Genomic DNA, 23,924 nt, shown 5'->3' on the forward strand with positions numbered 1-23,924 from the left:
CTCACTCCTCCGGGGCGGCCTCCGCGAGCGCGCTCGGGCCCTCCGTCACGAGGAGGTGGAACTGGCCTGCGTCGATGATCCGGAGGCCGAGGGCCTCGGCCTTGGCGAGTTTCGATCCGGCTCCCGGCCCCGCAGCGACGAAGTCGGTCTTCTTCGACACGCTGGATGCCGCCTTGCCGCCCGCCTGCAGGATCGCCTCCTGCGCCCCCTCGCGGGTGTACCCCTCGAGCGATCCCGTCGCGACGACCGTCACGCCGTCGAGCACACCGCCGCCCGCAGCGGCCGCGCCCGGTCCGGGATGCCCGGGGATCTCGAGGCGCGCCCCGGCGGCGACCCACCGTTCGACGATCTCGACGTGCCAGTCGACGGCGAACCAGTCGATGAGGGCGTCGGCGATGATCCCCCCGACGCCGTCGACGGCGGCGAGCTCGTCGCGCGTCGCGGCGCGGATCGCGTCGAGTGAACCGAAGTATCCCGCGAGTGCGCGTGCGGCCACCGGTCCGACGTGGCGGATGCTGAAGGCGACGAGGTATCGCCACAGGTCCTTCGTCTTGGCCTTCTCGAGTTCGTCGAGCAGGGTCAGCGCCTGTGACGAGGGCTGCGGACCGGTGAGTCCGTCCTTCTTCTCGGCGGCGCTCGGATTGCGGCGGAACGGCGCCCGGCGAACCACCTCGCCGGTCTTGTCATCGATGCGCGCCTCGCCGGTCTCGGAGTCGCGGACGATGACCTCGATCGGCACGAGCTGATCGACGGTGATCTCGAAGAGACCGGCCTCGGTCTCCAGCACCGGCCGGTGGGGAGCGAGCGGCTGCGTCAGGGCAGCGGCGGTGACTTCGCCGAGTGCCTCTATGTCGAGCGCGCCACGAGATCCGATGTGCTCGACGCGGCCGCGCACCTGTGCGGGGCAACCGCGCGTGTTGGGGCACCGGAGATCGACGTCGCCCTCTTTCGCCGGTGCGAGCGGCGAACCGCACTCCGGGCACTCGGTGGGCATGACGAAGGCGCGCTCGGTGCCGTCGCGGAGTTCGGCGACCGGGCCGAGGACTTCGGGGATCACGTCACCGGCCTTGCGCAGCATGATGATGTCGCCGATGAGCACGCCCTTGGCCTTCACCACGTCCTGATTGTGAAGAGTCGCCTGGCGGACGACGCTCCCTGCGACGTGCGCCGGCGCCATCTGCGCGTAGGGCGTCGCACGGCCCGTGCGGCCCACCGACACGATGATGTCGAGCAGTCGGGTCTGCACCTCTTCGGGCGGGTACTTGTAGGCGATCGCCCACCGCGGTGCCCGGCTGGTTGTGCCGAGCTCGTCATGGAGGGCCAGCTCGTCGACCTTGACGACGATGCCGTCGAGTTCGTGAGCGACGGAATGCCGCTTCTCGCCGTACTCGGCGACGAAGGCCAGGACGCCGTCGACATCGTCGAACGTCCGCGGGTAGGGGCTGACCGGAAGCCCCCAGTCCTCGAGCAGTCCGTACACCTCGCTCTGCGATGCGACGGGCGGGTCGGGCCAGGCACCGATGCCGTGGACGTACATCCGGAGCGAGCCGAGTCTCGCCTCGCCCGCCTCGAGCTCGAGGCCAGACTTCTTGTCTAGTTGCTGCCGGAGCCCGCCGCTGGCCGCGTTGCGAGGGTTCGCGAATGCAGGGAACCGGCGCGCGGCGCTCTTCTGTGCCTTCTCCTCGTCGAATCGGAGCCTCCCCGACGCGTCCGCGAGAACGCGCTCTCGGAGCCGGGCCTGAAGCGCGTTCAGCTCCTCGAAGGCGGCCACCGGGATGAAGACCTCACCGCGGACCTCGACCAGCCGCGGATGCCCGCTCCCCGCGAGCCGCTCCGGGATGCCTGCGACGCGCACGGCGTTGACGGTCACGTCCTCACCGATCCGTCCATCACCGCGCGTGGCGGCGGAGACGAGCACTCCGTCCTCGTACCGGAGCGAAATGGCGAGGCCGTCGATCTTCAGCTCGGTGAGCCACCGGACGGGGCGCCCGGATGCAGCCTGGGCCTTGGTGCACCACTCTCGGAGTTCGTCGGCCGAGAAGACGTTGTCGAGACTCAGCATCCGCTCGGCATGCTCGACCGGGGCGAACATCGAGGATTCCGCCGATCCGACGGTCTGCGTGGGCGAGTCCTGGCCCTGGAGCTCGGGGTAGGTCCGCTCGATCGCAGTGAGAGCGTGCACCCACCCGTCGTAGGTCGCATCGTCGACCAGGCCGACGTCGCCGCCGTAGTACGCATCCCGGGCGGACAGGATGCGTTCGGTCAGGCGCTCCGCCTCGGCGCGCGCCTCGTCGAGGGTCAGGTCGGGGAGTTCTCGGTCAGCCACATCGACAGTGTAGGGAGAGTCTCGGACACCGCAGGGACGGTATCGGTCGCGGGCACGATGCGATAGACCAACGACCCGCGGTACACGAAGACGTCGCCGACGATCGGCATCCGGATCCGGACGTCGACCCGCTGACGACCCTCGGATCCATCGGCGCCGCGTTCGCGAACCTCGACCCGAGCGACCGGGGGAAGCGGGATGCGGACGCCGCGCACCCGCCATGCGAGCGAACGGGAGCGGAGCACCATGCCGCCCCGGTGGATCCGGAGCGCGAGGCGCACCTCGAGTCCCCCGCGCCGCCCGAGACGCTCCACGATCTCGGCATCACGGCACCGCATCGTGTCGCGCATGACGCGCACTTTTCCCGGGAGCGGTTTCATCAGCGAGGCCGTCCTGACGACGCTCCGCCGCGACGGGTACGACGTCATCGCCATTGGGCGGTCGTCGGCGGTGCGCTGGAACGATCCGGAGGGCATCGCTCGGGCGATCGACGGCGCGGACCTGCTCATCAACCTCGCCGGTCGCTCCGTGGACTGCCGCTACACCGACCGCAACCGCGACGAGATCCTCGCCTCCCGGGTCGACACCACCCGTGCCCTGAGCGTCGCCGTCGCCGCGGCATCCGCTCCCCCGCGGCTGTGGATCAATGCGTCCACTGCCACGATCTACCGCCATGAGATGGATCGTCCGAACACCGAGTCCACCGGAGAGCTCGGCACGGGCTTCTCCGTCGACGTCGCGAAGGCGTGGGAGCGCACCTTCTTCGCGGGAGACCTGCCGGGCACGCGACGCGTCGCCCTCCGGCTGGCGATCGTGGTGGGCGACGGTCCGGCGACACGGATGCTGCTCGCGCTGGCGCGGACCGGCCTGGGCGGCCCGCAGCACGACGGCTGGGTACCGGGCCATCGTCGCTACCGCGGCATCGGCGACGCGCCCACCGGAGGCCGTCCGATGTGGCACCGGACCGGCGGTCGTCAGCGTTTCAGCTGGGTCCACATCGACGATGTGCTCGAGGCGGTCCGCTTCATCGACCGCCGCGAAGACCTGGCGGGCGTCATCAACGTCACGGTCCCCGAGGCATCCGACAACCGCACCCTCATGCGCACGTTGCGCCGTGTGGTCGGGATGCCGGTGGGTGTGCCGTCGCTGCGCTGGATGCTGGAGATCGCCATGTGGGCGCTGCGCACCGAGCCCGAACTGATCCTCAAGAGCCGGTGGGTCGCTCCGGAGCGGCTCCTCGCTGCGGGGTTCCGGTTCACGCACACCGATCTGCACGCGGCACTCGCCGACGTCGAGCGCGGGCGCCTCAGGCGTCGATCGGAACGGCGGACACCGTCCGCGCGATCGTGAACTGCCCGATCACGCGGGTTCCGTCGTAGAGGACGGCCGTCTGTCCGGGGGCGACCCCGTCGAACGGCTGGTCGGGCACCACCGTGACCGATCCGCCGGCGAGCGTGGCCCGCGCAGGTACAGGATCGGCGTGCGCGCGAATCTGGACGTGGCAGCGGAACTCGCCCTCGCGCGGCGCCCGTCCGGCCCAGCTGCGGCGTTCGCCCGCGATCTCCGCCGTCGCGAGGGCCTCCTTGGGCCCGACGACGACCGTGTTCGAGATCGGGCGGACCTCGAGGACGAACCTCGGCTTGCCGTCGGCGGCGGGGACACCCAGCTGGAGGCCGCGTCGCTGGCCGACGGTGAAGGCATGTGCGCCCTCGTGGCGCCCGATGACGACGCCGTCGCGGTCGACCACCTCGCCCGTCTCGGCGCCCACCTTCTCGGCGAGCCATCCCCGCGTGTCGCCGTCGGGAATGAAGCAGATGTCGTGGCTGTCGGGCTTCTGCGCGACGGTCAGCCCGCGCTCGGCGGCCTCGGCTCGGACGACGGCCTTCGAAGGTGTCGTCCCGAGCGGGAAGTACGTGTGCGCGAGCTGCTCTGCGGTGAGCACACCGAGGACGTAGGACTGGTCCTTCGCCTCGTCCGATGCCCGGTGCAGCTCCCGGCCCTCCGGCCGATCGACAAGGGTTGCGTAGTGGCCGGTGCAGACGGCATCGAACCCGAGTTCGAGGGCGCGCTCGAGGAGCGCGGCGAACTTGATCTTCTCGTTGCATCGCATGCAGGGATTGGGGGTCCGACCCGCCCGGTACTCGTTGACGAAGTCCTCGATGACGTCGTCGCGGAAGCGCTCCGAGAAGTCCCACACATAGAACGGGATGCCGAGGAGGTCCGCCGCCCGGCGGGCGTCCATCGCATCCTCGACAGTGCAGCAGCCGCGGCTGCCGGTGCGGAGAGTGCCGCCCGCTCGGGACAGCGCCAGGTGCACGCCGACGACGTCGTGTCCGGCATCGACGGCGCGGGCCGCCGCCACCGCAGAATCGACTCCACCGCTCATCGCCGCCAGTACTCGCATCGCTCCAGTCTACGAGCGCGAGGCTGCGCGGGACCGGGATGCCGCCGCTCGGGCGTGCGCCTCGGGCAGCGCCGCGACGATCGCGGCGACATCGGCGGCCGTCGAGGTGCGCCCGAGCGTGATGCGGAGCACCGACCGCGCGTCCGTGTCGGCGTACCCGAGCGCGCGGACGACGTGCGAGGGCTCGGCGACGCCCGCCTGACAGGCGGAGCCGGTCGACACGTGGATGCCGGCCTGGTCGAGGAGGAACAGCAGGGTCTCGCCGAGGGCATCGGAGAACAGGACGTGCACGTGACCCGGGAGGGACTCGGTCACATCGCCGAGGAAGGTGACGCCCGGCACGGCCGCGCGGATACCCGCCCGAAGCTGCTCGGCGAGGCCCCGAAGTCGCATCGATTCGCCCGACCGCTCGGCGGCGGTTGCTTCCAGAGCGACCGCGAGTGCGGCCGCCCCCGCGACGTCCGGGGTGCCCGACCGGAGGCCGCGCTGCTGGCCGCCGCCGTGCAGGAGCGGGTCGAGGCGCGCGTAGCGGGAGACGACGAGCGCGCCCGTGCCGACCGGTGCGCCGACCTTGTGCCCCGCGAGGCTCAGTGCGACCAGTCCCGCCGGCGACCGACCGGCGCCGCGGAGAGCGGCGAAGTCGACTCCGACCTCGCTCATCGCGCCCACGGCGTCGAGGTGGAGCGGGATGCCGGCGGCGGATGCCGCATCGGCGAGCTCCGCGACCGGCGACAGCGCGCCGGTCTCGTTGTTGGCCACGAGCGCGGTGGCGAATGCGGCATCCGGAAGACGGTCGGCGAACTGGGCGGCGTGCACCGCGCCGACCGGGGTCAGCGGGACCGATCGCACCGCCGCGCCCTGGGAGGATTCGAGCCAGCCGACGGCGTCGAGCGTGGCGTGGTGCTCGCCGTCCGGCAGCACGATGGCGTTCCGGCCCGGTTCCCGGGCCCACCACAGGCCCTTGACGGCGAGGTTGACCGATTCCGTGCCCCCGGAGGTGTGGACGACCTCGATCGGATCGCATCCCAGCACGGCGGCCGTCCGCTCGCGCGACTCCTCGAGAAGGCGCCGGAGCGCCTGACCCGCCCCGTGCACCGACGACGCGTTGCCCACGAGTTCGGATGCCGTCAGCCAAGCGTCCCGGGCTTCGGGCCGCAGCGGCGTGGAGGCTGCGTGGTCGAGGTAGACCGTCATCGCGCATCCCCCCGTCGGCCGTCATCATCCGCCTCACTACTCTAGAGCGCATGGAAATCACGCGGGTCCCACCGCTCACGCCCCGCGCCGCCGACCTCCACTCCCCCGGACTCGACGATCTCGGCATCCGTCTGCACGACGGCGTGGGCACCCTGCGGGTCTGGTCCGCGCACGCCGAGGCCATGGAACTGGTCGTCTTCGACGAGAGCGACCTCGACTGGATCGTGGAGATCGTCCCGCTCGCACCCCGTGGCGAGGGCGTGTGGGAGATCACGACGCCCTCCCTCGCCGTCGGGACCCGCTACAGCGTGCGCGTCGCGGGCCCGCACGGTCCGGGGATGACCTTCAATCCCGCGACACTCCTCATCGATCCCTACGCGCGCGGCCTCGTCATGCCGGGTCTCGGCTCGTGGCGGTCCGCCGTGGTCGACACCTCGTTCGACTGGGCGGGCGTCGCGAAGCCGTCGACCGCGCTCGACCGGACCGTCATCTACGAGGCGCACGTGAAGGGGCTCACCAAACGGCACCCGGACGTGCCGGCGGCACTGCACGGCACCTACGCCGGCGCCGCGCACCCCGCCATGATCGAGCACTACCGCTCGCTCGGAATCACGGCGCTCGAGCTGCTCCCGGTGCATGCGTTCGAGAGCGAACCCCGCCTCCTCCATCTGGGACTCACCAACTACTGGGGATACAACTCCGTCGGGTTCTTCTCTCCCCACGCGCCCTACGCGAGCGCTGCGGCGCAGGCGTCCGGACCCGACGCCGTCCTCCGAGAGTTCAAGGGCATGGTCAAGCTCCTGCACGAAGCGGGGATCGAGGTGATCCTCGACGTGGTCTACAACCACACCTCCGAGCAGGGCTTCGGCGAACCGCGATCGAGCCTTCGCGGCCTCGACAACCGGGCCTACTACCGGCAGCAAGGCGACGGCACCTACATCGATGTGACCGGCTGCGGAAACGCGGTGAACACCGCCGAGCCGGCCGTCTCGCGCCTCGTTCTCGACTCGCTCCGGTACTGGGCCGAAGAGGTGCAGGTCGACGGGTTCCGGTTCGATCTGGCCCCGGTCCTCGGGCGGGATGAGGCGCATGAGTTCACCCCCGAGCATCCGCTGATCCGCGCGATCGCGGAGGATCCCGTGCTGGCCGGCGTGAAGATGATCGCCGAGCCGTGGGACGTGGGCATGGGCGGCTGGCAGACGGGCAACTTCGGCGAGGGCTGGAGCGAGTGGAACGACCGCTACCGCGATCGCGTGCGCAACTTCTGGCTGAGCGACATCGACTACGCGCGGCGTGCCGACATCACCCCCGTCGGCATCGGAGGGTTCGCGCACCGCCTGGCGGGCTCCGCCAACACGTTCTCCGCCGAACGCGGACCGCTCGCGGGCGTGAACTTCATCACGGCGCACGACGGGTTCACCCTTCACGACCTCGTCTCGTACGACGTCAAGCACAACGAGGCCAACGGGGAGAACGGCCGCGACGGGGCCGACACGAACCGCTCCTTCAACCACGGCGCCGAGGGTCAGGTCGACGACGCCGGTGTGCTGGCGACCCGGCGGAAGGCGATGCGGAACCTCCTCGGGACGCTCCTGCTGTCTGCCGGCGTGCCGATGCTCACGGCGGGCGACGAGTACGGCCGCACGCAGCGCGGCAACAACAACGCCTACTGCCACGATTCGAGCCTGACCTGGCTGACCTGGCAGCACGAGGCCTGGCAGGAGGATCTCGCGGCACACGTGGCGCGGCTCACCCGGCTCCGGAAGGAGAACCCGGCGCTCCGGCCCGTCCGCTTCGCGGTGAAGGACCTCGAGGTGCCGAGCGCCTCGGTGATCGACTGGTACGACGAGAACGGCGAGACGATGTCCGTCGAGCGCTGGACGGATGCCGCGCATCGCACGCTGCAGTACGACGCCCGATCGACGCCCGAGGAGGAGGACGCCAACAGGATCCTCCTGATCGTGCACGGTCGCGAGACCCCCCTGGACGTCTCGCTGCCCCTCCTGCCGGGCGTGACGGGATTCATCTCGCTCTGGTCGAGCGCCGACGAGCGCCCGGTCCTCACCGAGACGATGCACGCACCCGAGGACGTGATCCGGATGCCGGGAACGGCTATGCACCTGTTCAAGGTGGTCGAGGCCGCATAAGTCAAGCCGGTTTCCGGCTTCGGGGCGGTGCCGTAGGTTCGAGACGTGGCCATCACGACGCATCAGCCAACTGTCCGCAGCACCGCCGAGATCCCGCTCCGCCCGGCGAAAGCCGTTCGGAAGGACCCGACGACGCGAAGCGCCCGTCTCCCGGCGACATCGCACCGTCCGAGTGTGCCGAACGGGAGATTCCGTCCTTCCGCGCACGTCGGCGAGGCCGTGCCCTTCACCGTGACGGCGTTCCGAGAGGGACACGACAGCATCGGTGTGCATCTCCGGCTCACCTCTCCCACCGGGGCGGCATCGCTGCACCGGCTGAGCCCTCTCGGCGACGGTTTCGACCGGTGGCGGGTCACCGTCGCGCTGCTCGAGCAGGGCACGTGGAAGTTCCGCTTCGAGACGTTCGCCGATGACTACGCGACCTGGGCGCACGCCGCCGATCTGAAGATCGCCGCCGGCGTCGACGCTGCGCTCATGCGCGAGACCGGAGCCCGCCTGTTCGAGATCGCGGCGGCCGAGCGTTCGCGCCCGGCAGCGGAGAGGACGATGCTCGCCGCGGCCGCGCGGCAGCTTCGCACGGAATCGGTCGGCGACGACGAGGCCCTGGGCATCGTCCGCGACGCCGCGATCGCGCGCGCCTTCGCCGACCGGCCCGTCGCCTCCGTCGCGTCGGTCCACGAGGAGCAGACGCTGCTCGTCGAACGGGAACGGGCCGGCGTCGGCGCCTGGTACGAGTTCTTCCCCCGCTCCGAGGGGGCCACCCGTCGTGAGGACGGAACCGTCCAGAGCGGCACTTTCCGGACCGCCGCCAAGAGACTGGCGGGAGTGGCGGGAATGGGCTTCGACGTGATCTACCTCCCCCCGATCCACCCGATCGGCGAAGTGAACCGAAAGGGCCCCAACAACAGCCTCACGCCCGCTCCCGGCGACCCCGGCTCTCCCTGGGCGATCGGGTCGTCCGCCGGTGGCCACGATGCTGTGCACCCCGATCTCGGGACCCTCGAGGACTTCCGCGCCTTCGTGGCCGAAGCATCCGCTCAGGGCCTCGAGGTCGCGCTCGACCTCGCGCTCCAGGCAGCGCCCGACCACCCGTGGGTGAGCGCCCACCCGGAGTGGTTCACGACCCTCCCGGACGGTTCGATCGCCTACGCGGAGAACCCGCCGAAGAAGTACCAGGACATCTACCCGGTCAACTTCGACAACGACCCCGATGGGATCCGCGCCGAGGTGCTGCGCATCGTGCGTCACTGGATCGCGCAGGGCGTGAACATCTTCCGCGTCGACAACCCTCACACCAAGCCGCTGCAGTTCTGGGAATGGCTCATCCGGACGGTGGGCGACGAGTTCCCCGACGTCGTCTTCCTCGCCGAGGCCTTCACCCGCCCCGCGCCGATGCAGGCGCTCGCACAGGCCGGGTTCCAGCAGAGCTACTCGTACTTCACGTGGCGGAACACGAAGGAGGAACTCGAGGAGTTCCTCGGTTCGGTGTCCGATGAGACGGCCGACTTCATGCGGCCGAACCTGTTCGTGAACACCCCCGACATCCTCACCGAGTACCTGCAGTTCGGCGGACGTCCGGCCTACAAGATCCGCGCGGCGATCGCGGCCACCGCGGGGGCCAGCTACGGCGTCTACGCCGGGTACGAGCTCTTCGAGAATGTCGCACGCCCGGGGTCCGAGGAGAACATCGACAACGAGAAGTACGAGTACAAGTTCCGCGATTGGGACGCCGCAGAGAGCTCGGGCAACTCCCTCGCCCCCTACCTCCGCCGGCTGAACGAGATCCGGCGGGCGCATCCCGCCCTCCGCCAGCTCCGGGGGTTCACCGCCCAGGGCAGCGACGACGACGCGATCCTCGCGTACGTCAAGCACCTCCCCGCAGCCGTCTCCCCCACCGAAGACGCCGACACGGTGATCGTGGTCGTGAACCTCGACCCGCACTCCTCCCGCGAGAGCATCGTCCACATCGATTCCGAGGCCTGGGGCCTTCCGCGCGGCCACGACTACGAGGTCGAGGACCTCCTGTCGGGTGCGCGCTGGATCTGGAACGAGCACAACTTCGTCCGTCTCGATGCCTTCGTCGAGCCGGTTCACATCCTCTCCGTAAAGGCGCGCGCATGATCCGCATCGACGACCACATCCTCGACGCCGTCGGTGACGGCGCCTACCACGCACCGCACGACGTGCTCGGGCCCCACGAGACCGCCGAGGGGTGGGTGGTCCGCGCCCGGCGCCCCTTCGCGCAGTCGGTCACCGCGGTCGTCTCCGACGGCTCCCGCATCGAACTCGCACACGTCCGCAACGGCATCTGGGAGGGCGAGACCGCTACCCGGCCCGACGCGTACGACATCGTCGCGACCTATGAGGGCTCGCCCGACTACCGCGTCGACGACCCCTATCGTCACCTGCCCACCCTCGGCGACATGGATCTCCACCTGATCCGGGAGGGCCGCCACGAACGGCTCTGGACGGTCCTCGGTGCGCACCTGCGCAGCTATGACGCGCTCAGCGGCGTCTCGTTCGCCGTCTGGGCGCCGAACGCGAAGGCCGTGCGCGTCGTCGGCGACCTGAACGGGTGGGACGGAGCACAGCACGCCATGCGCTCGCTCGGGTCGAGCGGCATCTGGGAGCTCTTCGTACCCGGCATCGGCATCGGATCCGCGTACAAGTTCGAGATCCTCACCGCCGACGGCCAGTGGATCATGAAGGCCGACCCCATGGCGCGACGCGCCGAGGTGCCGCCCGCGACGGCATCCGTCGTCACCCAGAGCGACTACACGTGGCGCGATGACGAGTGGATGGCCGACCGTGCCTCGAGCTCACTGCACGACCGTCCCATGTCCACGTACGAGCTCCACCTCGGCTCGTGGCGGCCGGGCCTCGGCTATGTCGAGGCCGCCGATGCCCTCGTCGACTACGTCACGGCTCAGGCGTTCACGCACATCGAGTTCCTCCCCCTCTCCGAGCACCCGTTCGGCGGATCGTGGGGATACCAGGTGAGCGGGTACTACGCGCCGACGAGCAGGTTCGGAACCCCCGACGAGCTGCGCTATCTCATCGACCGCCTCCACCAGGCCGGCATCGGCGTCATCATGGACTGGGTCCCGGGACATTTCCCGAAGGATGCCTTCGCGCTCGCCCGATTCGACGGTGTTCCCCTCTACGAGCACCCCGATCCTCGCCGGGGCGAGCACCGCGACTGGGGCACGTACATCTTCGACTACGGCCGTAACGAGGTTCGAAACTTCCTCGTCGCGAACGCGCTGTACTGGTTCGAGGAGTTCCACGTCGACGGACTTCGCGTCGACGCCGTGGCATCCATGCTCTATCTCGACTACTCGCGCAACGAGGGCGAATGGGAGCCGAACATCCACGGCGGCCGTGAGAACCTCGAGGCGATCCGCTTCCTGCAGGAGGTCAACGCGACCGCCTACAAGAACTATCCGGGCATCGCGATGATCGCGGAGGAGTCCACCAGCTATCCGGGTGTGACCGCGCCGACCAGCGCCGGCGGCCTCGGCTTCGGCTTCAAGTGGAACATGGGCTGGATGAACGACTCCCTCCAGTACATGTCGCGGGATCCGCTCTACCGTGCGCACCACGAGGGCGAGCTCTCCTTCTCGTTCGTCTACGCGTTCACGGAGAACTTCGTCCTGCCGATCAGTCACGACGAGGTCGTCCACGGCAAGGGGTCGCTGTTCACCCGGATGCCGGGAGACCACTGGCAGCAGTTGGCCAACATGCGTGCCTTCCTGGCCTACATGTGGGGTCATCCCGGCAAGCAGCTCCTGTTCATGGGGCAGGAGTTCGGTCAGATGTCCGAGTGGTCGGAGGGCCGTGGCCTCGACTGGTGGATGCTCGACCAGCCCGCGCACGCGCAGCTTCAGCACTTCGTGGCGTCGCTCAACACCACCTACCGCGCCGAGTCACCGCTGTGGGCTCGTGACAGCGACGGCTCCGCCTTCTCGCGGGTCTTCCCGCACACGCCGAATGGGAACATCCTCGCCTTCGCGCGCGAAGACGGCGACGGCGGCACGGTGGCCGTCCTGTGCAACTTCTCGGGGTCCCCGATCCACGACGTCGAGGTGACTCTCCCCCACGGCGGTGCCTGGGGTGAGATCTTCAACAGCGACGCCACGGAATTCGGAGGCTCCGGCGTGGGCAACTTCGGCGGAGTGCAGGCCGACGCGAGCGGCAACGCGCGCCTCGTGCTGCCGCCGCTCGGTGTCCTCTGGCTGCGACACCGAAACGACGGCTGAGCGCCGCCGACTCAGAAAAGCAGGCTGGCGAGCCGACCCCGCGCGCGAAGAACGCGCGGGTCGGTGTCGCCGACCACGCCGAACAGTTCGAGCAGACGCTCGCGGACCGGCGCTCGCTCGTCGGCCGGCATCCCCGCGAACAGGTCGAGGAGACGCGTGAAGGCGTCCTCGACATGGCCGCCGGCGAGGTCGAGGTCTGCCACGGCGAACTGCGCATCGACATCCCCGGGGGCGGATGCCGCCGCCTCGCGCGCTGAGGCCAGGTCGAGAGGCTGCACACGAGCCAACAGGCGCACCTGCGCGAGGCCCGAGCGGGCGTCCTCGTCGCGGGCGTTCTCGCCGAGCGCCTTCTCATAGGCCTCCGCCGCGGCGGCATAGTCGCCGCGCTCGATGGCGTCGAAGGCCTCCTGGTGAAGCGGAGGAAAGGTCTCCTCGACCGGCGCCGCGGCCGGATCAGCACCGGTGGGTACACTTCCCGTCACTCCCTGGCCAGCGGCGAGTTCGAGGAGCTTGCCGAGCACCTCGCGCAGCTGAGCTTCCGGAACGGCGCCGCTGAACAGCTGAACGGGCTGACCGGCGATCAGACCGACGACGAGCGGGATCGACTGCGCCCGGAAGCTCTGCGCGAGCTGCGGGCTCGCATCGACGTCGATGCGGGCGAGGACGAGTCGTCCCCCGAACTCCGTCACGACCTTCTCGAGGACCGGGCTCAGCTGGACGCTCGGTTCGGCCCACTCCGCGCGGAGGTCGACGACGACCGGGACGGTACGGGAGAGCTCGAGAACCTGGCCGAAGTCTGCTTCTGTGACGTCGAAAACCAGGGGCGGCGCTCCTGTGGCGGGCGCGGCATTCTCGGCGCCAGGGCGCCCGGGAGTTCCGCCGGCGGTCGGTGCCGGGCTCTGACCACGGGAGCGGAGGCTGGACAGATCGACAGCGCCGCGCATGACGGCTCCGGGTGCGGGAGTGCTCACTCTTTTTCGACCACCTTGGCATCGAGGATGTTGGAACGCGACGCGATCAGCTGGATCGGGTCGTTGGAGCCCTGGGCGGGCACGAAGAAGTACAGCTGGTCTGAATAGCGCGTCTGGAAGCCTGTGCTGGACTGACTGACGCCCGACAGCGCCTTCACGACGACGTTGTTGCCGAGCTTGATGACGGCGTCGTCGTTGGTCGGAACCACGGTTTCATTCTCGACGACGGTCACCGCGACGATCGCGCCGCTGTCGAGCGTGACGAGTGAGAGCGGATCGGTCGATCCCGGAGTCGCTCGGAACGAGACCTTGCCGGTCTTCTCGCCCGTCTTGTTGAAGTTCTTGAGCAGTTCCGCACGCTTGTCGGCGACCTGAGCACGGAAGGGGTCGGTCTCCTCGTCGAACATCGAGGCGAACTCGCTCTCGTCGCCCTTGTTGAGAAGGTCGGCATATGCGGGCGCGACCTCTTCCGGAGCCATGACGAGGAACGGGGAGTTCGGTTCCACCGCAACTGCGCCGACGTAGGGCGCAGCGAGATTCATGCTGGCATCGGCGCGGAGACTCGAGAGGTACGACAGCTTGTAGTCAGACCACGCGTCGGCCTGGGTCACGGTCATGACCGTCGCCGCGCCGTCAGACTCCTCGACCACGGCGAGGAACATCCGCGGCCAGCCGTCCTGGGCCTGCGGGAGGAACGCCGTGAGTTTGCCGGCCGGAATGGGCGCGAGGGGTTCCTGGTCGTCGATCTCGTCCTGCAGCCGGTAGTTGATCTTCCGCTCCGCCAGTGCCGGACCCGCGAGGCGGGTGGCGGCGGTAGTGGCGTCGGCCTTCTCATCGGCGGATGCGACGGTCTTGCTGATGCGGTCGAGGATGCGCTCAGCCTGCGTTTCGGTGACGGCCGGGGCGCCCTGACCCTCCGGGACGAGCACGCTCTCCGTGGGACTGGGAGACGGTGACGCGCCGAGATCGGGCCAGGCATCGGGCGCGCAGCCCGCCAGAAGGCCTGCGGACACCATGAGGGCCGGTGCGACAAGGAGCGATCGCCGACCGGCGGAGAGACGGCGACGGGGCGGGGTCGATGAGATGACGCCCTTGTCAGATCCTTCGATCGCCACGGTGATCGGTTCGGTGACCGGCATGGGCAGGCCCTTCCGTCGGGGGCCGCGCGAGCGGCGCACGTGTCGCAGGGCGAGGACGTACAGGACCGCTCCGATGAACAGCATCACGCCTCCGCCCACGAGGAGCGGGCCGGCCCACGGGGTCGTCGCACCGGTCGGCCACGAGACGGTGAAAGACGAGGGAGCAGCAGCAGTGCCGTCGGTCGCGAGCAGGACGCTCGTGTCGTCCGGGAGCTGCAGAGTCGTAGCGAGGTCGCCCTCCTGCTGGAACTCGTCCAACCAGAGATCGGATCCGGCAGGGCTGAGCGCTTCGCGCTCCTCGCCGTCCGCGGGCGCGACCGCCGCGACGTCCTCCACCTCCGGGGTGCCCTGAGCGTCGACTGTCACCCTCGTGAAGTCGGATGCCGACAGCCATGCCGTCAGATCGGTGGTGCGGGCGTATGCGGCGAAGACGCCGGGGTCGCCCTCCACCCGGAGAGTCTGTGCACCGGGATGACTGGCGAAGACCGAACCGTCCACCAGGACGTAAGGCGCGGAGGCCGCGGTGTCCATCGTCAGGGTCTCCGTCTCGGGAGCCTGGAAGATCGTCCGCTGCGCGATGCCGCCGCCGATCATCACGGTGGCCAGGACGAAGGCGACGATCGCCCACACGAAACGCACGAATCGACACCCTCTCTCGAACCGGAGACCGCCTGTCGGGGGCGATCCATCGACGTTCCAGCCTAGCGAACGGTTCTGGCAATCGCGTGGGAGGGGTGCCGCTGTCGGGTGAAAGCCCGGCCGATGACTAGGGTGAGTGCCAGACTCCCCGTCGGAAGGCCCCCGTGAAGATCCAGCACCCGTTCCGCACCGCACTGATCGCCACACTCGGCGTCGGGGCCGGAATCCTCATCCTCGCCGGTGTGGAGACGCTCTCCACCGTGCTGCTCTACATCGGCACCGCGCTCTTCCTCGCGCTCGGCCTCGACCCCGCCGTGACCTGGTTCGAACGACGCGGACTCCCCCGGTGGGGCGCTCTCCTGATCACCTTCGCGCTGCTGCTCGCCGTCGGAACCGGTCTGGTGCTCGCGGTCGTCCCGATCCTGACCGGGCAGATCGCCGAACTGATCAGCCAGATCCAGAAGCTGGTCCAGAGCGCGGTCGACGGTGAGTGGAACCCGGTCAACGCGGGCCGTGACTGGCTCGCCGAGACCTTCCCCCTGCTGCAGGTCGACCTGGTCCTCGGCTACGTGAACGACTGGTGGAACTCGCTCAACTTCGGCGTCATCAGCAGCAACGTCGGAACCGGCCTGCTGTCGCTCGGTGCCGGCATCGCCGCGTTCGCGACCGGCGCGATCATCGTGACGATCCTCACGATCTACTTCACCGCATCGATGCGCTCGCTCAAGCGGTCGGTGTACCAGCTCGTACCGGCCTCGAAGCGCGAACGCTTCATCGACCTGTCCGAGCAGATCACGGCATCCGTCGGCTTCTACGTCATGGGGCAGGTGTCGCTCGGCGCCATCAACGGCATCCTGAGCGCCGTGTTCCTCACGATCATCGGCGCACCGTTCCCGGCGGTGCTCGCGGTCGTGGCGTTCTTCTTCTCGCTCATCCCGCTCGTCGGAACGCTGACCGGCTCGGCCATCATCGTCCTCGCGTGCCTCGGACTCGCCTCCCCGCTGACCGCGCTCGTCGCGCTGATCTGGTACCTCGTCTACATGCAGATCGAGGCCTACTTCCTGTCGCCGCGCATCATGAGCCGCGCGGTGTCGGTGCCCGGCGCGGTCGTCGTCATCGCCGCCCTCGCCGGTGCTGCGCTCGGTCAGCTCCTCGGCGCACTCGTCGCGATCCCGGTCGCGGCCAGCATCCTGATCATCTATCGCCAGGTCGTGATCCCCCGTCAGAACGAGCTCTGACCCGGCACCCGCGCGGAAGGGTCAGGCGATCGCCCAGCACGCGCGGTGCCAATGGCGTCTCGCCGCGAGGTCGGCGGCATCGCCCATCACGCCGTCAGCGCGCCACACCACGACGTGCGCGGTGCCGACGGGGATCGTGCGTGCGCATCCAGGGCACACGTACGCTTTTCGCGCCTGAGCAGCCGAGATCGGTTGAACCGTCCACTCGCCTCCCCGACGCGTCTCGGACCGTTTCCACCCGCTGAGGAGGCGGTCCAGTGAATCGTCCGCCGGCTCGGGACGGCGCCGGTTCGAGCGGGGCACGTCAGTACCAGCCGGAGCGCTGAGACTTCTCCCACGCCCCGCACGGGCTTCCGTAGCGACCCGAGATGTACCCGAGTCCCCACGTGATCTGCGTGGCGGGGTTCGTCTCCCAGTCGGCTCCGGCCGAGGCCATCTTCCGACCCGGGAGGGACTGCGGGATGCCGTACGCCCCGCTCGAGGCGTTGTAGGCGTTCACACGCCACCCCGACTCCTTCTTCCACAGCGCCACGAGACACGCGAACTCGCCGTCGCCCCAACCCCGGGCGGTGACCATGGTGTACGCAATCGCCTGGGCGCTGCCCGGATCGGGGCTGACGAACGGCGGCGACCAGCGCTCGGAGGATCCCCCGGACGATGTGCCGCTCGAACCCGCGCTCGTCGGCGGGGTAGGTGTGGGCGTCGGCTTCGGCTTCACATACACGCTGTAATCGGTGTCGCGCTCGAGACGGACCACGACAGCGTCGTCAGCGTTGTAGATCTGCGCATCGACGATGGCCGTCGCGTAGAGAGACAGGGGATCGAGCTCGGCCGCCTGAGCCGGAGGTGTGACCGAGGTCAGGGGCAGCACGTACGCCGCGACGAATGCGGCGCTGGCGACAGCCGCGAACACACCCACCACGCCGCGCCGACGCGACCACCGCGGCGCAGGCGCCGGATGCCGCCGGGCAGCGGATGGACGGAGCTCCGCGCTCGTGCGCAGAAGCTCGTTCCCGTGAGTCACAGTGCGACCGATCCTACTGCCGGAGCACCCCGTACCTCGACCGCCATCTCAGCCGACCGCGAGCATCACATCGACGACGGCGTCGAGGACGGCGTCGACCTGCGCCTCGTCGTAGCCACCGAGCTGCATGCGGAAGGCGACCGTGCGAACCTGCTCGATGGAGAGGCCGTCGCCATCTTCGAGGTATCGCGCGATCCGTGCCGCGACGATGTCGACTTCGTCGATCCGATAGCCGAAACGCAGCGGAGACACCCGCGTGAACTTTCGGCGCTTCGGGCGCGAGAGACGGTCGAGGATCTCCTGCGCCAGCGTGCGTGAGCGCCCCACCCAGGCCCGAGCGCCTTTGCGGGACAGTGCGTCGGCGCGCTCGCGCTGGGCGAAGGCATCCTCGATGCGCGCAAGCGCCGCATCGACCGGACCCACGGCGTAGCCTGCCCGGACCATCGGGAACCCCGCAGCCCGGATGTCGGCAGCGCTGACGGTGTCGGACTGCTCCTCGAACGCGGCGCGTGCGCCTGCCAGGAACGCATCCACCTGTTCGGGCTGGTAGCCACGACGGCGGCCGGAGACGAGAGGGAAGGCGGGTCGTGTGGGATCGGTCATGCGAGTGCGCTCATCGGGGAGAAGAGGAAGAACAGGGCGAGGCCCGGAACCGTGGACGGAAGGATCGAGTCGAGCCGGTCGAGGACTCCCCCATGGCCGGGGAGGAACGAGCTCATGTCTTTGATGCCGAGGTCACGCTTGATCAGAGACTCGCCGAGATCGCCGATGGTTGCCGAGACCAGGATCGCGGCGCCGAACACCACACCGGCCCAGATCGGGATCTGCAGCATGAGGACGGCGAGGAGAGCCCCCGCGACGACGCTCACAAGAGCTGCACCGGCGAAGCCCTCCCACGTCTTGTTGGGACTGATGCGCGGCGCCATCGGGTGACGCCCGAAGGCGATTCCGCTGGCGTAGGCGCCGGTGTCGACCGACACCGCGACGATGAGGAGGGCGAGAAGCCACAGCTCACCATGCTCCTGACGGAGGATGACGAGGGTGAGGCTGCCGTGGAAGGCGACGTACAGCGGCACGAGACCGGCGACCAGGACGTCCGAGACCACATCGCCGTAGCTGCGGCCATCACGGGCCGACATCTGCGCGATCAGGCGCCAGATCACGACCAGGATGACAGCCGCGAAGGTCACGAGCCAGTGCGTGAGGTAGCCGGCGAAGGCCGCCGCGAGGATGAGCGCGCCTGCCGTCAGCTGGGCAGCCAGGTCGACGCGGCGGCCTCCGGTCTGCAGCGCCCTGACGAACTCGACGATTCCGAGCACGCAGAGCGGCACCGCGAAGGCGATGAACGCCCACTTCCAGAAGAGGAGAGTTCCGAGAACCAGGCCGCCGATGCCGACGCCGATGAGGATCGCCATGAAGAGATTTCGGCCCGAGCGAGCGTTGATGCGCTCGTTGGCCTCTTCGAATTCGACGCGCGCACGCTCGATCTGATGCTCGAACTCACTCCGGGCAGCCCGGACGTGCACCTGGAACGTCGATGAATCCGCCGCGCCGTCGGACGATCTCCTGATCGACGACCGTCGGGACGGAGTATCAGGCGTCGGAGGGATGCCCGATCCTTCTTCGCTCATGGTCGGTTCTCAGACCTCGAGGAGCTCTGCCTCTTTGCGCTTCAACGCCTCGTCGATCAGGTCGACGTGCGTCTTGGTGACCGCGTCGAGCTCCTTCTCGGCACGAGCGAGGTCATCGTCGCTGACCTCACCCTTCAGCGCGTCGAGCTCGTCCTTCGACTTGCGGCGGATGCCACGGACGTGCACCTTCGCGTCCTCGGCCTTCGTCCGTACCAGCTTGACGTACTCCTTGCGACGGTCCGCCGTCAACTCCGGCATCGTTACGCGCACGAGGTTGCCGTCGTTCGTCGGGTTGGCGCCGAGGTTGGGCATGTCGCGCACGGCCTGCTCGATGGCCTTCAGCGCCGACTTGTCGTACGGCGTGATGACGAGCGTCCGGGCCTCCGGCGCGCTCATGGATGCCAACTGCGCGAGGGGGGTCGCCGTGCCGTAGTAGTCGACCAGCACCTTCTGGAACATCTGAGGGTTCGCACGGCCGGTCCGAACAGTAGCGAAGTCTTCTTTCGCTGCCTCCACGGCACGGTCCATGCGGGTCTTCGTGTCAGCCAGGGTGTCGGCGATCACGGTCACTCCATTCGTCGGTACGTCCGGTCAAGTCTAGTGCGGCTGAGGAGCGGACCTCAGACGCTGACGAGCGTGCCCATCGATTCGCCGAGGAGCGCGCGGGTGACATTGCCTGCGGGCTCCATGCCGAACACGCGCATGTCCATGCTGTTGTCCATGCAGAGGCTGAACGCCGTCGAATCCACCACCTTCAGTCCGCGCTGAAGCGCGTCCTGGTACGTGATGTGATCGATCTTCACTGCGGACGGGTCCTTCTTCGGGTCGGCCGTGTAGACGCCGTCGACACCATTCTTGGCGACGAGGACCTCGACAGCGCCGATCTCGAGCGCCCGCTGTGCGGCGACGGTGTCGGTGGAGAAATACGGGAGTCCCGCGCCGGCACCGAAGATGACGACGCGCCCCTTCTCGAGGTGACGCTCCGCGCGACGCGGGATGTAGGGCTCCGCGACCTGGGTCATCGAGATCGCCGACTGCACGCGTGTCGCTGCGCCCGCCTGCTCGAGGAAGTCCTGGAGGGCCAAAGCGTTCATGACGGTGCCGAGCATGCCCATGTAGTCGGCACGACCGCGGTCCATCCCGCGCTGGCTGAGCTCCGCGCCGCGGAAGAAGTTCCCGCCGCCCACCACGACGGCGATCTCGACCCGGTCGACCGCCGCAGCGATCTCGCGCGCCATCTGGCTCACCACGTCGGGGTTGACCCCGAGCTGTCCGGCGCCGAACGCCTCTCCGGACAATTTCAGGAGGACGCGTCGGCGTCCGGTGTTCTCACTGATCACGTGGGATCCTCTCGTCTGCTGAAGACTATCCAATGGCACGGAAAAGGGGTTCGCATCCATGATGCGAACCCCTTTTCAGATGACTTACGCGCCGACCTTGAAGCGGGCGAAGCCGGTGATGGTGATGCCCGCGTCCGCGGCGACCTTGGCGACGGACAGCTTGTTGTCCTTCGCGTAGTCCTGATCGAGCAGGGCGACCTGCTTGAAGAACGCCCCCACGCGACCTTCGACGATCTTCGGCAGAGCGGCTTCGGGCTTGCCCTCGTTGCGGGAGATCTCGGTGACGATCTCACGCTCCTTGTCGACCTCGGCAGCGGGCACCTCGTCGCGCGACAGGTACGTCGGGTTCGCGAACGAGATGTGCTGGGCGATCGAGCGAGCCGTCTCGGCGTCGTCACCCGTGTAGGCGACGACGACGCCGACCTGCGCGGGGAGGTCCTTGCTGGTCTTGTGCAGGTAGATCTGGAACGCGTCGCCCGTGATGGTGCGGACGCGGCGCAGGACGACCTTCTCGCCGATGATCGCGGCCTCGTCGGAGATGAGGTCTGCGACAGACTTTCCGTCTGCGCCGGCGGCGAGGGCGGCCTCGGCGGAGTCGGCACGCGCTGCGGATGCCGCGGCGAGGACCTTCTCGGACAGGGCGATGAAGCGGTCGTTCTTCGCGACGAAGTCGGTCTCGGCGTTCAGCTCGATGAGCGTGACGGCGCCGGGCTGCTCGTGAGCGGCGACGAGGCCCTCGCTGGTCGAACGGTCAGCGCGCTTCGCGTTGCCCTTCGCGCCCTTGAGTCGAAGGATATCGACGGCCTTCTCAAGGTTGCCGTCGGCTTCCTCGAGCGCCTTCTTCGTGTCGACCATTCCCGTGCCGAGCTGCTCGCGCAGCGCCTTGATATCGGCGATGGTGAAGTTTGCCATGGGTGGCGGCTCCTCAGTTTTCAGTGGTGATGATCCGGTTCCGGTCGCCCCGGTGATGCCAGGGCGACCGGACGTGGGATTACTCTGCGGACTTGGCCTCGTCGGCCGGAGCCTCGGCGGGGGCTGCATCCTCGGCGGGAGCGGCATCCTCGGCGGGGGCTGCATCCTCGGCGGGTGCCTCGGTCTCGGCGGGCGCGTCGGTCGCGGCCGCGTCCTCGGCGGGGGCGGACTCGAGCAGCTCGCGCTCCCAGTCGGCGAGGGGCTCAGCTGCAGCCGACTCGTCGGTCGGGTTGTGACGCTGGATGAGGCCCTCGGCGGCGGCGTCGGCGATGATGCGCGTCAGCAGACCGACCGAGCGGATCGCGTCGTCGTTGCCCGGGATCGGGAACTGGAACTCGTCCGGGTCGGCGTTCGTGTCGAGGATGCCGATCACGGGGATGCCGAGCTTCTGGGCCTCGCTGATCGCGAGGTGCTCGCGCTTGGCGTCGACGATCCAGATGGCCGAAGGCGTCTTGGTGAGGTTGCGGATACCACCGAGCGACTTGTGGAGCTTGTCGAGCTCGCGCTTCTTGAGCAGCAGCTCCTTCTTCGTGAAGCCGCTCTCGGCGGGGTTCTCGAAGTCGAGCTCCTCGAGCTCCTTCATGCGCGCGAGACGCTTGGAGACGGTCGAGAAGTTCGTGAGGAGGCCACCGAGCCAGCGCTGGTTCACGAAGGGCTGGCCGACGCGCGTCGCCTGCTCTGCGATGACTTCCTGAGCCTGCTTCTTGGTACCGACGAAGAGGACGGTGCCACCGTGGGCAACGGTCTCACGGACGTACTCGTACGCCTTATCGATGTACCCGAGCGACTGCTGCAGGTCGATGATGTGGATGCCACTGCGCTCCGTCAGGATGAAGCGCTTGACCTTCGGGTTCCACCGGCGGGTCTGGTGTCCGAAGTGGACGCCGCTGTCGAGCAGCTGGCGAATGGTGACGACGGCCATGGCCGTTCTCCTGTTCTTTTGGTTGATCGCGCCGGACCGGAGGTCACGGCGAGCCTGGCGCCCGACAGCCATCCACTCCGTGAGGAGACCTGAGGATGGGATGCCGCGGACTCCGAATGGGTCCGCTCTGGGCGCGCGTAGTCACCCCGACGAGCGAGGTGCTCCTCCAGTGTAGCAATACCGGGACCTCTCCCCCATCGCCCCCGCGGCCTCGCCATCCACCGGTCCGCACGCCGTGCGCCGGGGCTGGCCCCTGGATGCGCACAGTGGGAATCATGACCAGAACCCGCTCGCGTCTGGCGTCCGCACTCGGGTGCACGATCGTGGTGCTCGTCGTCGCCACCGCGTCACCGGCGAATGCCGGGAGGCCCGCCCCCGAGCCGTGGCGACTTCCGGTCGACGGGACGGTGGTGGAAGAGTTCCGCGCACCCGCTCACGCCTATGGCCCCGGGCACCGTGGGGTCGACATCGCTCCGGCATCCGGGAACGCCGTGCGCGCCGCAGCAGCGGGAACGATCGCCTTCGCGGGCACCGTCGTCGACCGCGGCGTGGTGACGATCGACCACGGCGGCGGATGGGTGACGAGCGTCGAACCGGTGGAGCCGTCGGTCGGTGTCGGCGAGGTGGTCGTGGCCGGTGACGTCATCGGGACGATCGGCCTCGGCGGGCACGCGGAGGCCGGGACCGTGCATGTGGGAGTGCGCCGTGACGGGGAGTACGTGAATCCGCTGACCCTCGTGGGCCGAGTACCCAGAGCGATCCTGCTGCCCTGCTGCTGAGCTCTCCATGGCCGTCAGGCGCGCGGATGAGCCTGACGGTAGGCGGCGGCGAGACGTTCGTTGGAGACGTGGGTGTAGATCTGCGTCGTTCCAAGACTCGCATGGCCGAGGATCTCCTGAACCGCCCGGAGATCGGCTCCGCCGTCGAGGAGGTGGGTCGCCGCCGAGTGCCGGAGTGCGTGCGGCCCCACGGTCTCCGCGCCCACCGCTGGGCCGAGGTTACGCGCCACGATCTCGTACACCGCCCGCACTCCCATGCGGCCCCCGCGAGCACCGAGGAACATCGCGTCTCCGGATCTCTCGCCGGCGAGCACGGGCCGCGCCCGGATGAGGTAGGCATCGATCGCCCGTGCCGCAGGCGCACCGAAAGGGACGACGCGTTCCTTCGCACCCTTGCCGAGGACGCGGACCACCGACGCCACGCGATCGATACCGGCACGGTCGAGGCTGCAGAGTTCGGACACACGGAGGGCGGCGCCGTAGAGCAGCTCCAGCATCGCGGCGTCCCGGAGCAGCACCGGATCGCCGGATTCGGCGGCCGTGGCGCGGATGCCGTCGAACAGGTCGGCCACGACTGTCGCCGTCGCCACGGTCGGGAGAGTCCGCCCCCGTGCGGGCGTCACCAGCCGGAGCGAGGGATCACCCGGGATGTGCGCGTTCTCGTGCGCCCAGGCGAAGAATCCGCGAGCTGTCGCCACCCGACGCGCGAGCGTCGCACGCGAGATGCCTCGCTGGGTCGCGGTCCACAGCCAGTCGCGGAGCTCGTCGATCGTCAGCGCAGCGACGTCCGCGTCGCCGGTCTCGCGGACCAGATCGGCGAGGTCGGAGCGGTATGCGCGAACCGTCGCCGCGGAGAGCCGGCGCACGCGGGTGAGGTGCTCGGCGTACGCCTCGACCGCCTCCGCCATCCGCATGACACCAGGATGCCTCGGTCCGCGG

At 69.1% G+C, this 23,924-nt stretch carries 21 protein-coding genes; 6 read left to right on the forward strand and 15 right to left on the reverse strand.

The features are described 5' to 3' along the window. Position 1: 1 nt before the first annotated feature. Positions 2-2,326, reverse strand: a complete 2,325-nt coding sequence (ligA, locus tag ACJJV7_RS07985; protein ID WP_405375872.1) for an NAD-dependent DNA ligase LigA — start codon at positions 2,324-2,326, stop codon at positions 2-4. Beyond that, positions 2,299-2,676 (reverse strand): DUF4166 domain-containing protein, encoded by a 378-nt coding sequence (locus ACJJV7_RS07990; RefSeq protein ID WP_405375870.1) that lies wholly within the window; start codon positions 2,674-2,676, stop codon positions 2,299-2,301. The genes ligA and ACJJV7_RS07990 overlap by 28 nt, the downstream gene beginning before the upstream one ends. Between ACJJV7_RS07990 and ACJJV7_RS07995 the strand changes: the two genes are divergently transcribed. Next, positions 2,675-3,676: an epimerase gene (locus ACJJV7_RS07995; protein WP_405375869.1), complete on the forward strand. Its 1,002-nt coding sequence runs from the start codon at positions 2,675-2,677 to the stop codon at positions 3,674-3,676. The genes ACJJV7_RS07990 and ACJJV7_RS07995 overlap by 2 nt on opposite strands. Here ACJJV7_RS07995 and mnmA read toward each other — a convergent pair. Then, complete coding sequence (mnmA, locus tag ACJJV7_RS08000; RefSeq protein ID WP_405375867.1) at positions 3,633-4,730, reverse strand: tRNA 2-thiouridine(34) synthase MnmA; 1,098 nt, start codon at positions 4,728-4,730, stop codon at positions 3,633-3,635. The two genes, ACJJV7_RS07995 and mnmA, sit on opposite strands and share 44 nt — an antisense overlap. A gap of 9 nt (positions 4,731-4,739) precedes the next feature. Next, on the reverse strand, positions 4,740-5,924 hold the full coding sequence (locus ACJJV7_RS08005; protein ID WP_405375865.1) for a cysteine desulfurase family protein: 1,185 nt from the start codon (positions 5,922-5,924) through the stop codon (positions 4,740-4,742). A 50-nt stretch (positions 5,925-5,974) separates the two neighbouring features. Between ACJJV7_RS08005 and glgX the strand changes: the two genes are divergently transcribed. The 3 genes from glgX to glgB are packed head-to-tail and all read left to right on the forward strand — an operon-like array spanning position 5,975 to position 12,330. Further along, on the forward strand, positions 5,975-8,071 hold the full coding sequence (gene glgX, locus ACJJV7_RS08010; RefSeq protein WP_405375864.1) for a glycogen debranching protein GlgX: 2,097 nt from the start codon (positions 5,975-5,977) through the stop codon (positions 8,069-8,071). A gap of 45 nt (positions 8,072-8,116) precedes the next feature. After that, complete coding sequence (locus ACJJV7_RS08015; RefSeq protein WP_405375862.1) at positions 8,117-10,192, forward strand: maltotransferase domain-containing protein; 2,076 nt, start codon at positions 8,117-8,119, stop codon at positions 10,190-10,192. Continuing rightward, the gene (gene glgB / locus ACJJV7_RS08020; RefSeq protein ID WP_405375860.1) at positions 10,189-12,330 is read left to right on the forward strand and encodes a 1,4-alpha-glucan branching protein GlgB; all 2,142 of its coding nucleotides are present in this window, start codon (positions 10,189-10,191) and stop codon (positions 12,328-12,330) included. Before ACJJV7_RS08015 ends, glgB begins: the two co-directional genes overlap by 4 nt. An 11-nt stretch (positions 12,331-12,341) precedes the next feature. Here the strand turns inward: glgB and ACJJV7_RS08025 are convergent, their stop codons facing one another. Next, on the reverse strand, positions 12,342-13,301 hold the full coding sequence (locus tag ACJJV7_RS08025) for a tetratricopeptide repeat protein (protein ID WP_405375859.1): 960 nt from the start codon (positions 13,299-13,301) through the stop codon (positions 12,342-12,344). Continuing rightward, a complete protein-coding gene (locus ACJJV7_RS08030) occupies positions 13,298-15,079 on the reverse strand; it encodes a glycosyl transferase (protein ID WP_405375857.1) in 1,782 nt (593 codons plus the stop codon). Before ACJJV7_RS08030 ends, ACJJV7_RS08025 begins: the two co-directional genes overlap by 4 nt. A gap of 164 nt (positions 15,080-15,243) precedes the next feature. Here ACJJV7_RS08030 and ACJJV7_RS08035 point away from each other — a divergent pair, with 164 nt between their 5' ends. Beyond that, a complete protein-coding gene (locus ACJJV7_RS08035) occupies positions 15,244-16,317 on the forward strand; it encodes an AI-2E family transporter (RefSeq protein WP_405375855.1) in 1,074 nt (357 codons plus the stop codon). 21 nt (positions 16,318-16,338) lie between these two features. Here ACJJV7_RS08035 and ACJJV7_RS08040 read toward each other — a convergent pair whose 3' ends face one another. The 8 genes from ACJJV7_RS08040 to rpsB form a co-directional block, all read right to left on the reverse strand. Continuing rightward, positions 16,339-16,620 carry a hypothetical protein gene (locus ACJJV7_RS08040; protein WP_405375853.1) on the reverse strand — a complete coding sequence of 94 codons (282 nt, stop codon included), beginning with the start codon at positions 16,618-16,620 and terminating at the stop codon, positions 16,339-16,341. 1 nt (position 16,621) lies between these two features. Beyond that, positions 16,622-17,341 carry a lytic transglycosylase domain-containing protein gene (locus ACJJV7_RS08045; RefSeq protein WP_405375851.1) on the reverse strand — a complete coding sequence of 240 codons (720 nt, stop codon included), beginning with the start codon at positions 17,339-17,341 and terminating at the stop codon, positions 16,622-16,624. A 48-nt stretch (positions 17,342-17,389) separates the two neighbouring features. Beyond that, complete coding sequence (locus ACJJV7_RS08050; RefSeq protein WP_405375849.1) at positions 17,390-17,944, reverse strand: DivIVA domain-containing protein; 555 nt, start codon at positions 17,942-17,944, stop codon at positions 17,390-17,392. After that, positions 17,941-18,972: a phosphatidate cytidylyltransferase gene (locus ACJJV7_RS08055; protein WP_405375847.1), complete on the reverse strand. Its 1,032-nt coding sequence runs from the start codon at positions 18,970-18,972 to the stop codon at positions 17,941-17,943. Before ACJJV7_RS08055 ends, ACJJV7_RS08050 begins: the two co-directional genes overlap by 4 nt. Positions 18,973-18,981: 9 nt before the next feature. Beyond that, the gene (frr, locus tag ACJJV7_RS08060; RefSeq protein ID WP_405375845.1) at positions 18,982-19,536 is read right to left on the reverse strand and encodes a ribosome recycling factor; all 555 of its coding nucleotides are present in this window, start codon (positions 19,534-19,536) and stop codon (positions 18,982-18,984) included. A 56-nt stretch (positions 19,537-19,592) separates the two neighbouring features. Next, positions 19,593-20,312 carry a UMP kinase gene (pyrH, locus tag ACJJV7_RS08065; RefSeq protein WP_405375843.1) on the reverse strand — a complete coding sequence of 240 codons (720 nt, stop codon included), beginning with the start codon at positions 20,310-20,312 and terminating at the stop codon, positions 19,593-19,595. An 84-nt stretch (positions 20,313-20,396) separates the two neighbouring features. Then, positions 20,397-21,224, reverse strand: a complete 828-nt coding sequence (gene tsf, locus ACJJV7_RS08070; protein ID WP_405375841.1) for a translation elongation factor Ts — start codon at positions 21,222-21,224, stop codon at positions 20,397-20,399. A gap of 79 nt (positions 21,225-21,303) precedes the next feature. Continuing rightward, positions 21,304-22,206 (reverse strand): 30S ribosomal protein S2, encoded by a 903-nt coding sequence (gene rpsB / locus ACJJV7_RS08075; protein WP_405375839.1) that lies wholly within the window; start codon positions 22,204-22,206, stop codon positions 21,304-21,306. Between the two features lie 275 nt (positions 22,207-22,481). Between rpsB and ACJJV7_RS08080 the strand changes: the two genes are divergently transcribed. Beyond that, positions 22,482-22,985, forward strand: a complete 504-nt coding sequence (locus ACJJV7_RS08080; protein ID WP_405375837.1) for a peptidoglycan DD-metalloendopeptidase family protein — start codon at positions 22,482-22,484, stop codon at positions 22,983-22,985. Positions 22,986-22,999: 14 nt separating this feature from the next. Here ACJJV7_RS08080 and ACJJV7_RS08085 read toward each other — a convergent pair whose 3' ends face one another. Beyond that, positions 23,000-23,899, reverse strand: coding sequence for a tyrosine recombinase XerC (locus ACJJV7_RS08085; protein WP_405375836.1), 900 nt, complete (start codon positions 23,897-23,899; stop codon positions 23,000-23,002). Positions 23,900-23,924: the final 25 nt, after the last annotated feature.

The sequence above is a fragment of the Microbacterium sp. Ld4 genome, assembly GCF_045066555.1.
Classification (GTDB): domain Bacteria; phylum Actinomycetota; class Actinomycetes; order Actinomycetales; family Microbacteriaceae; genus Microbacterium.

What these genes read in the sequence shown, in the direction of transcription:
- ACJJV7_RS07995 (WP_405375869.1), top strand. Translation starts at nt 2,675, where the DNA reads ATGACGCGCACTTTTCCCGGGAGCGGTTTCATCAGCGAGGCCGTCCTG.
- ACJJV7_RS07990 (WP_405375870.1), bottom strand. Translation starts at nt 2,676, where the DNA reads ATGCGCGACACGATGCGGTGCCGTGATGCCGAGATCGTGGAGCGTCTC.
- mnmA (WP_405375867.1), bottom strand. Translation starts at nt 4,730, where the DNA reads ATGCGAGTACTGGCGGCGATGAGCGGTGGAGTCGATTCTGCGGTGGCG.
- ACJJV7_RS08005 (WP_405375865.1), bottom strand. Translation starts at nt 5,924, where the DNA reads ATGACGGTCTACCTCGACCACGCAGCCTCCACGCCGCTGCGGCCCGAA.
- glgX (WP_405375864.1), top strand. Translation starts at nt 5,975, where the DNA reads ATGGAAATCACGCGGGTCCCACCGCTCACGCCCCGCGCCGCCGACCTC.
- glgB (WP_405375860.1), top strand. Translation starts at nt 10,189, where the DNA reads ATGATCCGCATCGACGACCACATCCTCGACGCCGTCGGTGACGGCGCC.
- ACJJV7_RS08050 (WP_405375849.1), bottom strand. Translation starts at nt 17,944, where the DNA reads ATGACCGATCCCACACGACCCGCCTTCCCTCTCGTCTCCGGCCGCCGT.
- ACJJV7_RS08055 (WP_405375847.1), bottom strand. Translation starts at nt 18,972, where the DNA reads ATGAGCGAAGAAGGATCGGGCATCCCTCCGACGCCTGATACTCCGTCC.
- tsf (WP_405375841.1), bottom strand. Translation starts at nt 21,224, where the DNA reads ATGGCAAACTTCACCATCGCCGATATCAAGGCGCTGCGCGAGCAGCTC.
- rpsB (WP_405375839.1), bottom strand. Translation starts at nt 22,206, where the DNA reads ATGGCCGTCGTCACCATTCGCCAGCTGCTCGACAGCGGCGTCCACTTC.
- ACJJV7_RS08080 (WP_405375837.1), top strand. Translation starts at nt 22,482, where the DNA reads ATGACCAGAACCCGCTCGCGTCTGGCGTCCGCACTCGGGTGCACGATC.
- ACJJV7_RS08085 (WP_405375836.1), bottom strand. Translation starts at nt 23,899, where the DNA reads ATGCGGATGGCGGAGGCGGTCGAGGCGTACGCCGAGCACCTCACCCGC.